Below are 13,035 nucleotides of genomic sequence, written 5' to 3' on the forward strand. Positions count from 1 at the left end.
CCTACCGAGGGAGCAGACATGAGCATCGCCGGGGCACCAATAGCCAGGATCGTGGTGGGCGTGGACGGATCCGAAGCATCGGTGGAGGCACTCCGCCAGGCCCAACGGCTTGCCACTCCGCTGGGGGCCAAGGTGCAGGCGGTTGCCTGCTGGGAGTACCCGCAGATGTACAGCGGCTACGTCATGATGGGCATCGAGGGCTTCGAAGAAGGTGCCAGGAAGGTCCTGGAAGAGGCCGTCGCGCAGGCTTTCGGAGCCGAGACGCCGGCCAACGTCACCTCCACGCTCATCCGCAGCCATCCCCGTGAGGCCCTGATCGACGCCAGCCGCGAGGCAGACATGATCGTGGTGGGGCGCCGCGGGCACGGTGGATTCGGTGGCCTGCTCCTGGGCTCGGTGAGCTCCGCCATCGTCGCGCACGCCCACTGCCCCGTCCTGGTGGTGCACACCCCCGAGGACGGTTTCGAACCGGCCAGGGGTTCCTAAGCGGCCCCAGGCGGCAAGAGCTACCGATGTCCGGGGCAGGTGAGCACGGTGCCGGCCAGTGATGGACGACGGCGGGCGGCAGCCCTCGCGCTCGCTGGCGCCCTGGTGGTGGTCGCCGTTGCCCTCGCCCTGCTGCTTCCGGGACGGACTGCCGGTCCGCCGTCGGGCGCGCCGTCTCCATCCGCCGTTTCACCCTCAGCACGGGGCGGCCAGACCACCACTCCCAGCCCCGGTGCTTCCGTGCCGGTGCAGGTTACGGACACTCCCGAAGCAGGGGAAACCCCCGTCCAGCCCCCGGTTACGGTGCCGCCCCTTACGGAACCGGAGCCCACAGATATTCCGCCCCAGCCGCCGGCGCCGGGCACTCCCCCGCAACCGGCACCGTTTCCGGAATCCCTCCGCGGCCAGGACCTGACCGCCATTCCGGCGGCCGGCCGCGTGGTTGCACTGACCTTTGATGCCGGCGCGAATGCGGCAGGACTGCCAAAAATCCTCTCCACCCTCTCCGCCAAAGGCGTCACGGGAACTTTCTTCCTGACGGGCAACTGGGTCGCCAACAACCAGGCGGCCGTAGCACAGATCGCCGCAGCGGGGCACCGCGTGGCCAACCACTCCATGACCCACCCCGGATTCACAGGCTTGAGCAACGACCAGATCGCCCAACAGGTGCGCGGTGCGGAGCAGGCCATCCTTGCGGCCGGCGCCGATCCCAGGCCGCTGTTCCGCTTCCCGTTCGGTGAGCGGGATGCCCGGACCATCGCCGCAGTGAACAGCCTTGGCTACGTGGCTGTCCGGTGGACCGTGGACACACTCGGCTGGAAAGGCACCAGTGGAGGGATCAGCGCCCAGGTAGTAGCCGACCGCGTCCGCGCGGGGTTACAGCCGGGGGAAATTGTCCTCATGCACATCGGTTCCAACCCGGATGACGGGACCACCCTTGACGCGGATGCCCTCCCCCAGGTGATCGACAACATCCGGACTGCGGGATATGGATTCACTACCCTCGATGCCCTGCTGGCGCGGTGAGCCAACCGTGGCGAAAACCAGGCCCACACGGAACCGCCAGGCGAAAACCAGGCGGGCGGACAATGCCGGTGACACCGCGCACCACGGGTTGCCAATCCACGAAGTAGTGCTCCTGCTTGGAACCGACGCTGCCCGGGGCCTTGGCCCGGACGAAGTGGCGCGGAGAAGGCCCCAGTTCGGCGCCAACGAGCTCCCCCGCGCGCACGGACCCGGCATTGCCCGCAAGCTGGGGCGCCAGTTCAACAACCCCCTGGTGTATGTCCTGCTGGCCGCCGGAATGGTTACCGTTTTCCTGGGCGAGTTCCTGGACTCCGCCGTCATCCTGGCAGTGGTCCTGGTCAACACACTGATCGGTTTCATCCAGGAGGTACGGGCGGAAGCTGCGCTGGATGCCCTCCATTCACTGGTCCGCACGCGGGCCGCGGTCATGCGCGGCGGTGAGCGGAAGCAGGTTCCCTCCGAAGACCTGGTCCCCGGCGACCTCGTCCTGCTTGGGGCCGGCGACAAGGTCCCCGCCGACCTCCGCCTGGTTCGCCTGTCCGCGCTCCGGGTGGACGAATCGGCGCTGACCGGAGAGTCGGACCCCGTGTCCAAGGACGAAGTAGTGCTGCCCCGGCTCACAGCCGTGGCCGACCGCAGGAACATGCTCTACAGCGGAACCCTGGTAACAGCCGGCAGCGGTGCAGGCATCGTCGTGGCCATCGGCGGGGAAACCGAACTTGGCGAAATCCACCGGCTCATGGGCACCGTGCAGCCTGCGGCCACGCCACTGACCCTGAAACTCGCGCGGTTCAGTAGCACGCTCACCGTGGCCATCCTGGCCCTCGCTGCCGTGGCCTTCCTTGCCGGCGTGGCACGCGGCGAACAGCCGGGACAAATGTTCACGGCCGCCGTCGCCCTGGCAGTTGGAGCCATCCCCGAAGGACTGCCCGCCGCGGTGACGGTGACGCTTGCAATCGGCGTCCGACGCATGGCGCGGCGCCGGGCCGTGGTGCGCCGCCTTCCGGTAGTGGAAACACTGGGCAGCACCACAGTGATCTGCTCGGACAAGACGGGCACTTTCACCGAGAACCAAATGACAGTCCGTTCGGTGTGGACCCCCTCCGGAACATACGACGTAACAGGATCCGGGTACGGGCCGGAAGGACACATCCGGCCCGCAGCAGGCGGCGAACGGCAAGCGGACACCGCCACCCCGACCCGCGAAATCGAGGACGAGGCCCTCCGCGTGTGCCTGCTTGGCGGCGCGGCCTGCAACGACTCAGCCGTCCGCCGGGAGGGATCCTCCTGGCAGGTGCGGGGCGACCCTACGGAAGCTGCAATGCTGGTGGCTGCGGGGAAGGGCGGCATCATCGTGTCGGATTTCCTGGCCGCCAACCCACGCGGAGCAGAACTGCCGTTTACCTCGGAGCGGCAGTTCATGGCAACCCTGCATGCTTCGACGCATCCGTCCGGCGGCGGCACTGTGTTCGCCAAAGGGGCCGTGGAACGGGTCCTGGATCTTTGTCGCGGTGAAATGGGCGCGGACGGTGACACGAGGCCACTCCGCAGGCATGTTGTGCTCAATGCCGCACACGCTTTTGCGGACAGCGGGCTGCGGGTCCTTGCCACTGCCACCATGTCCCTTCCCGTGGCGGGCGGCTCCCTCGCCGCCGCGGAGTTGCGGGGCCGGATGACCTTTACGGGACTTCAGGCCATGCAGGACCCGCCCAGGCAAGCGGCCGCAGCCTCCGTTCAGGCGTGCCAACAGGCCGGGGTTGCCGTCAAAATGATCACGGGAGACCATGTGCGGACCGCTGTGACCGTGGCTGCAGCGGTGGGGCTGGCCGCTGACAGCGCCGCCGGGACGGCCCTCACCGGCGAGGAGTTGGACGCCATCCCGGCCGGCGAGTTCCCGGATGCGGTGGAGCGGGCCACGGTTTTTGCCCGTGTTTCACCGGAGCAGAAGCTGCGCCTCATCAGGGCCCTGCAGGCCCGTGGGCACGTGGCCGCCATGACCGGGGACGGTGTGAACGATGCGCCGGCCCTTCGGCAGGCGAACGTAGGCATTTCCATGGGACGCACCGGGACTGAGGTGGCCAAGGAGGCCTCGGACATTGTCCTGACCGATGATGACTTTGCCACCATCGAGGCAGCCGTCGAGGAAGGCCGCAATGTCTTTGACAACCTGACCAAGTTCATCGTTTGGACGCTGCCCACCAATATGGCGGAGGGACTGGTGATCCTCGTTGCCATCGTGCTGGGTGCCGCGCTGCCCATCCTGCCCACCCAGATCCTCTGGATCAACATGACCACAGCGGTGGCGCTCGGCCTGATGCTGGCCTTCGAACCAAAGGAACCCGGCCTGATGTCGCGGCCACCGCGGGCACCGGGCCGCCCCCTCCTGACCTGGGCCCTCACCGTCCGGATCCTGCTCGTATCGGCCCTCCTGGTCGCCGGCACCTGGTGGCTCTTCGACCACGAACTCAACAATGGAGCAACAGTGGCAGAGGCGCGCACCTCGTCCGTGAACCTCTTCGTAGCCGTGGAAGTCTTCTACCTCTTCAGCTGCCGGTCGCTGGTCCGGCCCGCATGGCGGACAGGACCCTTCGGCAACCGCTGGCTCCTGGCAGGGGTGTTGGTGCAGGGGGCCGGGCAACTGGCCCTTACCTATACACCCCTGATGAACGATCTCTTCCATACAGCCCCCATCGGTCCAGACGCATGGCTGCGGATTTTTGGACTGGCACTGGCCGCGTCGCTGGTTGTTGGTGTGGACAAGCGTTTGCGGCGGCAGGGCTTCTGAGGACCGCGGGCCGCAGCGGCCGCACATTCCGGGTATCCCCGCGGGCCCGGAATCCGGGACCAATGACTCTCGCGGCGGCACTCGCCGCATCCAATACTGAAAGGGAAAGCAGACGGCTGGCGTCCGCCTTCATTGGACCGGAGGTCGCAAAAGTGTACGGCTGGAATGACGGCATGGGCCTGTGGGGCTATGTCCTGATGAGCATCAGCATGGTGTTGGTCTGGGGCGCGATCATCACCGGTATCGTGCTGCTGGCCCGTTCCCTGCGTGCGCCTTCCCCGCACCCCGCGCCCCCGCCGCCGCGGGTGGCAGAGGACGTGCTGGCTGAGCGTTTCGCCCGCGGCGAGATCGACACCGCCGAATACCAGAACAGGCTGGCCGTCCTGCGCGGCCACCCGGGCACCTGACGCCGTGGCTCCCGCAGGCAACGGACAATGGGGTGCAGCTGTGCCACTCTCTGAATTCGAGAAACGCGAACTCGAACTGATCGGCCACGGCCTGGAGGACGAAGACCCCAGGCTCGCCTCCCTCCTGAGCCGCGACGCCTTCAGGATTTCGCTCCGGAGCCGGGTCAGGCGCGGACTCGTACTCTTCGCCACGGGCGTCTGTGTCCTGCTCCTTGGCCTGGCAGCCCGGGCGCCTTACCTGGGCATCGCCGGGTTCGCGGTCATGAACGGAGGAGGCTACTGGGCGGTCAAGGACCTCCGCTGGTCCCTGCGGCACATGAACCGGCACGCCACCCAACTGGAAGGCAACACCGAATGAACGCGCCAGGCGGGGCCGGCAAGGACGCCGGAGCCGAGTTGCAGGCGCTGCAGGCGGTTGAAACCCACCATGCCGACATGCTGCGGCAACTGAACGTGCTGGTGGGACTGTTGACAGAGGCCGTGGAGGCGCAGGACGCCGGCAGCGAGGAAAAGACGCACGCTGCCCTGCTCGATTGGTGTGACACCCACCTTGTGCCGCACGCCCTTGCCGAGGAAGGTTCCCTCTACAGCGGTCCGCACGCCATGCCCGGGGCAAAACTGCTGGTGGACGGCATGCTGGCGGAGCACCGGGTGATCGTCGACCTCGTGGAGGAGCTCAGGACGGCCGGCGGTGTCCCCGCCGCCGTTGCCGCGGGGGCCATCCAGCGCATCTTTGCACTGCACCTGGACAAGGAGAACCGCCTGCTGATGCCGTTCGTCGTCGAATCCAAGGATTTGTCCCTCGCCCAGGCTGTGGAAGGGCTCCACGAACTCGTGGGGGAAGGCGCGTCCGGCCACCATGGGCAGGACCGCGAAGGGCGCTAGAAGGCAACGGCAGCAGTACGGCGCCGGGCGACCGGGTTGGCGGGGCCCGTTGCTGATGACGGGGTCTCGTTCCTGGAGACTTGCCGGGGTTGATGGATCAGGGTGCGACCGCTGCGCCCACCTGGGCGCCCTGGTCCGGGGCTTCGTCGTCCGCCTCGGGTGCATGCACCACCAGCACCGGACAATGCGCGCGGCTGACGCATGCTGAACTCACCGAACCGGGGACGAAACTCCCGTGGCCCCTCCTGCCCACGATGAGCAGGGACGCGTTGCGGCTGGCGTCAATCAGTACGGGACCGGGTTTCCCCCTGACCAGCCGGGGATGAACAAAGGACGGTAGTTCCCCAAAGGCGTCCGCCAGCGCCTGCTGGAGCACCTGCTCTGCCGCATACTTGAAACCCTCGATTCCCACGGCCAGGTACACCCCGTAACCTGCCGGGACGTCCCAGCAGGCCCAGGCTTCAACTGTCGCGGAGAGTGGCTCCGCCATCACCCGGGCAACCCGGAGCGCGGAGATGGAGGAATCAGACCCGTCCACACCGACGATGATCCTGGGGTGCCGTTTGGGGGCGTTCATGCCGGGCTCCAATCTCTGCATCGTCGCTGCGTTCCCACATGCGGCCGTCGGACCCACCTTGGACCAGAACCTCTTTCCGCGCATAGGGCCGAAGGTCATCCCGGATCAAGGCAATTGCGAAGCGGACAACCAGCGCGCGTCCCCCTCGGCGCGCCGGCACGCGGACTTTGGTCCCTTCCCGCGCACGCCTCCCCGGGGAACAATGGGGGCAGGCCCTCCCGGGCTGGCCCCGCACCATGCGGGGTCCTTTTAATCCTGAAGACAGTGGGAGCGTTCGGTGCACAAGCATGAAGCAGGGACTGGAGAACCAACAGGATCTTCGGGACCGGTCCGCGTATTCATCCTCGACGACCATGAGCTGGTCCGCCAAGGGTTGAAGGACCTGCTGGAAGGCGAAGGTTTCCTTGTGGTGGGCGAAAGCGGGTCCGCTGCCGAAGCCACCAGGCGCATCCCGGCCCTGCACCCCGACATCGCCATCCTCGACGGGCGGCTTCCTGACGGCACGGGTATTGAGGTGTGCCGGGACGTACGCTCCCTCGATCCCCGCCTTCGCTGCCTGATCCTCACGAGCTACGACGACGAGCAGGCACTCCGCGGCGCAGTGCTTGCCGGTGCCTCCGGATACATCCTGAAACAAATCAGGAGCGATGACCTCCTGGCCGGGATCCGAAGGGCGGCCGCAGGCGAATCCCTGTTCGACCCCGGGGTCGAACAGCAGATCATCACCGGACTCTCCACGGCCCCAACGGACCCCCGGCTGGAAGGGCTGAGCGCGCAGGAGAAGAAGGTCCTGACCCTGATCGGCCAGGGGCTGACCAACCGCCAGATCGGCGATGAACTGTTCCTCGCCGAAAAAACGGTGAAGAACTACGTTTCATCCATCCTGGCCAAACTGGGCTTCGAGCGGCGGACCCAGGCCGCCGTCTATGTCACCAAGAGTTCAACGGATACTGCCTGACCACCCGGGAAACCGCAGGGAGCCCGGCCGGGAATTCAGGTGAGCGGTGCGGACCAGGCCACGGTGGTACCCCTGCCGGGCACGCTGTCGATGGTGCAGCTGCCTTTCAGAATTTCAGCTCGGTGGCGCATGTTGGCGAGGCCGCTTACCCGGCCAGGCTCGCTGAAGCCCCTGCCATTGTCGCTGATAAGGAGCTGCACCCGGTCCCCGCGCTGGCCGCCGTCCGCGCCTACGGCAACAGTGACGTCGATCTCGTCCGCGCCCGAGTGCCGCAGCGCGTTGCTGAGCCCCTCCGACAGCACTGACAACAGGTGGACCGCAACGTCCTCGCTGATCGAATCCACGGGGCCGTCCATGGATACCCTGGGGGTCAGGGCGTAACTGCGCGAGTTTTCGCGGACCACGCGCAGCATCCGGCCCGTTAGCGGTTCGTGTTCCTCATCTGCCGAGCGGAGCGAGTAGATCGTGTCCCGCAGCTCGCGGATGGTCTCGTCGAGCTCTCCGGTCACGGCGGCGATGCGCTCGTAGGCCACCGGGTCCAGGGTGTAACGGCGCAGGCTTTGAATGCTCAGTCCGGCAGCAAAAAGGCGCTGGATAACCAGGTCATGGAGGTCGCGGGCGATCCGTTCCCGATCGGTGAAGAGCAGGTTCTGTTCGCGCAGCGCATTCACGCGCGCCAGGTCCAGTGCAAGGCCGATCCGGCTCCCGAAAATGGCACTCGACTCCGCCTCGGATTGGGTGAACATGGCAGTGCCATGGGGGCGCGCCAGCAGCAGGACCCCGTTGTGGACGCTGCCGTGCCCCAGGGAGCACACGAGGACCGAGCCGAGCTTGCCTGCCACCTCATCTTCGAAGACCTGCCGCGGGTCCTTGGCCACAAGGGACCCCCCGCGCTCAACGACGCCGGACACGGCAGTTGACACCATCAGCTCCTGACCCGCCTGGAGCCCCTGCACTCCCAGGCAGGAACGGCAGCGGAGCACACCGTCGCTGCCCGGCACAGCCACCGCAGCGAGGGCCGAATCCGACACCTTCAGAGCCGTTTCCGCGACAATATCCAGGTTGTCCGCCCCACCGGGATGGGGCGTCATGATCAACCTGCTGCTCAGCTCCATCCCGGCCTCGAGCCACTTCTGCCGCCGGCTGCTGTCCTCAAACAGGCGGGCGTTCTGGATCGCTACTCCTGCTGCCGCTGCCAGGGCCACGGCAAGGTCCTCGTCTTCGGCGGTAAAGTCCTCCCCACCTTGTTTCTCTGTCAGGTAGAGGTTTCCAAAGACCTCGTCCCTGACACGGACCGGCACGCCCAGGAAGGTCCGCATAGGCGGGTGGTTCGGGGGAAAACCGGAGGCTATGGGGTGCTGCCCAAGGTCGTGGAGGCGCAGCGGCTTTGGCTCGCGGATCAACAGGCCCAGTACACCATGCCCCGTGGGGAGGTCGCCGATGGAACGGATGCCCGCCTCGCCAATTCCTACGGTGATGAAGTGGCTCAGTTTCCGGTCTTCGCCGATGACCCCCAGTGCACCGTAGCCTGCGCCCACCAGTACGCAGGCGGACCGTACAAGACGGTCCAGGACGGCTTCAAGGCTCAAGTCCTCGGCAAGTGCCACTACCGCGGCCAGCAAGCCGTTGATCCGTTCCTGCGTATCCAGAGGCTCGTCCCCACTGGGGGTGAATCCGCCCACAGTGTCTTCCACCCCGTCCGTTGCCGGGGAGCGCCAGGGCCGCCCAGTGTTCACGTTCCACCTCCTGCGGCAGGAACCTGCGGCGCTGCGGATTCCTGGCACGGTCAAAATCCCGAAACGGAAGTGCCGGCCTCCGCCCCCACATCCACCTTCACCAGAGCATGAAGGCGCTTTGCGTCTGAGTCTAGGAGTGCCAGGGCCAAAATGCTCCTTAATACTTCCGGGATAGGGGGCTGCGGGACCTTCTTCCCTATCCTCTGGCGGCTGGCGGCCCTAGGCTACGGCCATGAACAGTGCAGCGGCAGAACCGGAAATCAAGGAACTCGGGGTCCACGATTGCTGGCGGTACCTTCGGTCAACGTCCCTTTGCAGGATCGCGTTCAGCGACGGGGAATCCGTTGAGAACTATCCGGTGAATTTCGTCGCTACCAACGGCACACTGCTGATCCGGACCGGTGAAGGAACCAAGCTCGCCGCCCTTTCCGAGCGGAAGACGGTGGCCGTAGAGGCAGACGGAATGAACCAGTACGGGACCATTGCCTGGAGCGTCATCCTTAAGGGGCATGCCGTAGTTGTCACCGATGCCGAGGAAACCCAGGACGCCATGGACGCGGGCTTGTCCCCGTGGCAGCCCGGCCAGAAGAACGTCCTGATCAGGATCACGCCCGGGGAGATCAGTGGCCGCCGCTTCGTCATCGCCGCGCCAACCCACTGGTGGCCACCGCGGGAGCCCTCCGCCGACTAAGCGGGGGCCGGGCAGGCCGACCGCGCCAGAACCGAAACCTTCACCCCCAGCCACAAAGGATGGTCCCCCATGGCACCTGCCAAGCCAATCGCCGTCGGCATTTCCGACACGCCGGCGTCCCATGCCGCCCTGCTGTGGGCGGCAGCCCGGGCCAACAGGCTCAAGCTTCCCCTCGCCGTCGTCAACGTTGTGGACGATCGCTGGATGGCAGCGGAGGTGCTTCCCTACCTTGAAGTGCTGCGCGAATCGGGCCTGGGCCTGCTGAAGGAGGCCGGCGAAAAGGCCACGGCCGCGGAACCCGGACTGCAGGTCACCCTCCAACTGCTCGAAGGAGGCATTGGGGCAGCCCTGGGCGACTATTCCAAAAATGCTTCGATGCTTGTCCTGGGCACCAGCGGCCGCTCGCGCGGCGCCTTGACGGACCGGGCACTTCAGGCGGCCGCCACGGCTGAGTGCCCGGTAGCCGTCATCGGAGAGGGCCAGGAGCACGGCCGCGGCATCGTGGTAGGCGTGGATGGATCACGGGAAGCTACTCAGGCAGTGGCTTTTGCGGCTGCCGAAGCTGACGCGCTTGGAGAGGAACTGACAGTCCTTTACGCCTTCACCGGCCCCAACCGCTGGATCGCGGCCGGCCTGCCGCAGAGCAGTTTTGCCACCCACGTGGTGGAGGAGGAACGGATCGTACTGTCCGAAACGGAGGCGGGCCTTCGGCAGGACTATCCCGATCTTGTGGTTCACGCCGTGATGGAGACGGTCCTGGAGCCGGCGGATGCCCTGCTCCGTGCTGCCGCGGACGCGCGGCTGCTTGTCCTGGGCAGCCGTGGCAAGGGTGGCTTCGAAAGGTTCTTCCTTGGCTCCACGGCTCACGCGGTCCTGACGCAGCCGCCCTGCCCCACGGTGATCACCCGCCTGAACAAACAGCAGCACAGCGACTGACGGGGCCAACAGCCAGACCGCGCCATGACCATAGCCGGGGACAACGGGGCACCGGTCCCGGGCCTGGACGTGAACCATGTCCGGGACGGCCTCTCCACCGCCGAGGTGCGTGAGCGTGCGGATGCCGGCCGTGTCAACAGCGTGCCAACGGCAACCAGCAGGAGCATCGGTGAGATTGTCAGGGCAAACGTCTTCAACCTTTTCAACAGCGTGGTGGGCGGGTGCTTCATCCTGCTGCTGGTCCTCGGCCAGTGGCGGGATGCGCTCTTCGGGTTGTCCGCAATCAGCAATTCGCTGATTGGCATCATCCAGGAATACCGGGCCAAGCGATCGCTGGATCAACTGGCCATTCTCCAGGCTGCCAGCAACACTGTGATCCGGAACGGAGCCCGGGAGACCGTTTCCTCTGACGAACTGGTGCCGGACGACCTTGTGGTGCTCAATGCGGGAGACCAGGTCACGGCAGACCTGCTGCTCCTGGATGGCGGCCCGCTCGAGGTGGACGAGTCCCTGCTGACCGGTGAATCCGAGCCCGTCCCCAAACAGACCGGCGCCATTTTGCTGTCCGGGTCCCTCATCCTTGCAGGCCACGGCCGGGCCACCGTAAGCCGGGTGGGGCCTGAAACGTTCGCTTACCGCCTGGCGGCCGAAGCCCGGCGCTTTTCCCTGGTCACGTCCGAGATCCGCAGGGGCCTGGAAAAGGTTTTCACGGTCATAACGTGGCTGCTTCTTCCCACCGCCCTGCTGCTCACGAATGCGCAGATGCAGGACCAGGGCGGCTGGGCCGGTGCCATGGGATCAGGACGGTGGATTCCGGCGGTGGTGGGAGCAGTTGCGGGCATCATGGCCATGATCCCCTTGGGGCTGCTGCTGATGACCAGCGTGGCTTTTGCCGTAGGGGGGCTACGTCTTGCCGGCCAAAAAGTCCTGATCCAGGAACTTGCCGCGGTGGAAGTGCTGGCACGGGTCGATGTCCTCTGCCTGGACAAGACCGGCACGTTGTCCTCAGGAACCGTGGTCTTCGACGCCCTCCACGACACCGGGAGGGCACCGGTGGCCGGGTGGCGTCACGCGCTGGAATGGTTTGGTACCAATCCGGATGCCAGCAGCACGGCGGCAGCAATCGGGGCCGCCTTTGCGGTGCAGGCTCCGCTGCACGAGCAGGGCTCCGTGGCGTTCTCGTCCGCGCAAAAATGGAGCTCGGTAACCTTTGGGGCGGAATCCGCCGCCCCGGGGACCTGGATCATGGGAGCACCGGACGCCGTGCTCGGCGCGCCCGGCTGCGCCGACGCACACGGGAAAGCCGCGGCCCTTGCCGCCAGCGGCCGCCGGACCCTGGCACTGGCCCATCTGCCGGGTCCGCTGCCGCCGGACGCCGCAGAGGCGGGCATGCCGCCGGGCCTGGTGCCGGTGACCCTGCTGACCTTCCGGGAATCGATCCGCAAGGATGCCGCCGCCACGCTCGACTACTTCCGGGAGCAGGGGGTAAGCGTGAAGATCATCTCGGGCGATGATCCCCGGACTGTAGCCGCACTGGCGCGCGGCGTGGGCTTTGGCCCCGGGAGGGCCTATGACGCGCGGACCCTTCCCGGCGATCCGCACCAACTGGAGGAAACGGTGGAGTCCCACAGCCTCTTTGGAAGCGTGACGCCGTCCCAGAAACGTGACCTGGTCCTGGCCCTGAAGCGGCGCGGACACACCGTGGCAATGACCGGGGACGGGGTGAATGACGTCCTGGCACTGAAGGAGGCGGACCTGGGCATCGCCATGGACTCGGCCTCCCCCGCCACCAAGGCCGTGGCCCGCATGGTCCTCCTGGACGGGCGGTTCGAGCGGTTGCCTGCAGTGGTGGACGAAGGACGCCGGGCCATCAGCAACATCGAGCGCGTCTCCCTGGTCTTCCTCAGCAAGACCGTATACGCCACCGTCATCTCCGTCGTGACCGGCGTCCTGTTGCTGGCCTTTCCGTTCCTGCCGCGGCAGCTGTCCGCCCTGGACGGCCTGACCATCGGCCTGCCGGCGTTCTTCCTGGCCCTGCAACCCGGGGGGCAGAGGTATGCGCCGGGCTTCCTCCGGCGTTCACTTGCCTTTGCCGTGCCGGCGGGTATCTGCACCGCCCTGTGCGTCCTGGTGGTCAGCGGCTACGCACAGACCTGGGGCGGACACACCCCGGACTCGGCGCAGTCCGCGGCCACCCTCACCCTGGGCCTGGTGGCGGCGTGGGTCCTGGTGGTGGCATCCCGCCCCCTTAACCTGACCAAGGGACTGATTCTTGCCGGCATGTATGCGGGGCTTGCCCTGCTGTTCACCGTTCCGTTGGCGCAGGACTTCTTCCGGGTGGACTGGCCGCCCACCGGCCTGCTGGTCCTGACCGTTGTGGTTTCTGCCGCAGGATGCCTGGCGGTGGAACTGGCCGGCCGTTATGCCCGCCGTCCTCCCCGGAGTGCCGCGCGAAAGGGGCTGGGACCTTTGACTCTGGAAGCTGCGCCGCCCGAAGCGGATGGTGGAACTGCCGGGCAACGCGATGGTCCGGCTTCCACATGAGCAG

General features: G+C 66.7%; 12 protein-coding genes. 10 read left to right on the plus strand and 2 right to left on the minus strand.

Annotated features, from left to right (window positions below; translation table 11 throughout):
- The first annotated feature begins 18 nt into the window (after positions 1–18).
- The 6 genes from J2X98_RS07490 (at position 19) to J2X98_RS07515 (ending at position 5,589) form a co-directional block, all read left to right on the plus strand.
- A complete protein-coding gene (locus tag J2X98_RS07490) occupies positions 19–486 on the plus strand; it encodes a universal stress protein (protein WP_141941655.1) in 468 nt (155 codons plus the stop codon).
- A gap of 48 nt (positions 487–534) precedes the next feature.
- Positions 535–1,512, plus strand: coding sequence for a polysaccharide deacetylase family protein (locus tag J2X98_RS07495; RefSeq protein ID WP_307306180.1), 978 nt, complete (start codon positions 535–537; stop codon positions 1,510–1,512).
- Between the two features lie 7 nt (positions 1,513–1,519).
- Complete coding sequence (locus tag J2X98_RS07500; protein WP_307306183.1) at positions 1,520–4,297, plus strand: cation-translocating P-type ATPase; 2,778 nt, start codon at positions 1,520–1,522, stop codon at positions 4,295–4,297.
- Between the two features lie 62 nt (positions 4,298–4,359).
- Entirely contained in the window at positions 4,360–4,704 is a 345-nt protein-coding gene (locus J2X98_RS07505; protein ID WP_307306185.1) for an SHOCT domain-containing protein, read from the plus strand.
- 40 nt (positions 4,705–4,744) lie between these two features.
- On the plus strand, positions 4,745–5,062 hold the full coding sequence (locus J2X98_RS07510; protein WP_141941659.1) for a DUF3040 domain-containing protein: 318 nt from the start codon (positions 4,745–4,747) through the stop codon (positions 5,060–5,062).
- The gene (locus tag J2X98_RS07515; RefSeq protein WP_307306189.1) at positions 5,059–5,589 is read left to right on the plus strand and encodes a hemerythrin domain-containing protein; all 531 of its coding nucleotides are present in this window, start codon (positions 5,059–5,061) and stop codon (positions 5,587–5,589) included. Before J2X98_RS07510 ends, J2X98_RS07515 begins: the two co-directional genes overlap by 4 nt.
- Positions 5,590–5,686: 97 nt before the next feature.
- Here J2X98_RS07515 and J2X98_RS07520 read toward each other — a convergent pair whose 3' ends face one another.
- Positions 5,687–6,166, minus strand: a complete 480-nt coding sequence (locus J2X98_RS07520) for a universal stress protein (RefSeq protein WP_307306192.1) — start codon at positions 6,164–6,166, stop codon at positions 5,687–5,689.
- A 277-nt stretch (positions 6,167–6,443) separates the two neighbouring features.
- On the opposite strand from J2X98_RS07520, the gene J2X98_RS07525 reads away from it, so the two are divergent.
- A complete protein-coding gene (locus J2X98_RS07525; RefSeq protein ID WP_307306194.1) occupies positions 6,444–7,124 on the plus strand; it encodes a response regulator transcription factor in 681 nt (226 codons plus the stop codon).
- A 35-nt stretch (positions 7,125–7,159) separates the two neighbouring features.
- On the opposite strand, the gene J2X98_RS07530 is transcribed toward J2X98_RS07525, so the two are convergent.
- Positions 7,160–8,860, minus strand: a complete 1,701-nt coding sequence (locus tag J2X98_RS07530; RefSeq protein WP_373460848.1) for a GAF domain-containing sensor histidine kinase — start codon at positions 8,858–8,860, stop codon at positions 7,160–7,162.
- 232 nt (positions 8,861–9,092) lie between these two features.
- Here J2X98_RS07530 and J2X98_RS07535 point away from each other — a divergent pair, with 232 nt between their 5' ends.
- The 3 genes from J2X98_RS07535 (at position 9,093) to J2X98_RS07545 (ending at position 13,031) form a co-directional block, all read left to right on the plus strand.
- The gene (locus tag J2X98_RS07535; protein ID WP_307306199.1) at positions 9,093–9,551 is read left to right on the plus strand and encodes a pyridoxamine 5'-phosphate oxidase family protein; all 459 of its coding nucleotides are present in this window, start codon (positions 9,093–9,095) and stop codon (positions 9,549–9,551) included.
- A gap of 69 nt (positions 9,552–9,620) precedes the next feature.
- Positions 9,621–10,487 carry a universal stress protein gene (locus J2X98_RS07540; protein ID WP_307306201.1) on the plus strand — a complete coding sequence of 289 codons (867 nt, stop codon included), beginning with the start codon at positions 9,621–9,623 and terminating at the stop codon, positions 10,485–10,487.
- Between the two features lie 24 nt (positions 10,488–10,511).
- Entirely contained in the window at positions 10,512–13,031 is a 2,520-nt protein-coding gene (locus tag J2X98_RS07545) for an HAD-IC family P-type ATPase (RefSeq protein ID WP_307306203.1), read from the plus strand.
- Positions 13,032–13,035: the final 4 nt, after the last annotated feature.

The organism is Pseudarthrobacter enclensis (assembly GCF_030811655.1).
GTDB classification, from domain to species: Bacteria; Actinomycetota; Actinomycetes; order Actinomycetales; family Micrococcaceae; genus Arthrobacter; species Arthrobacter enclensis_A.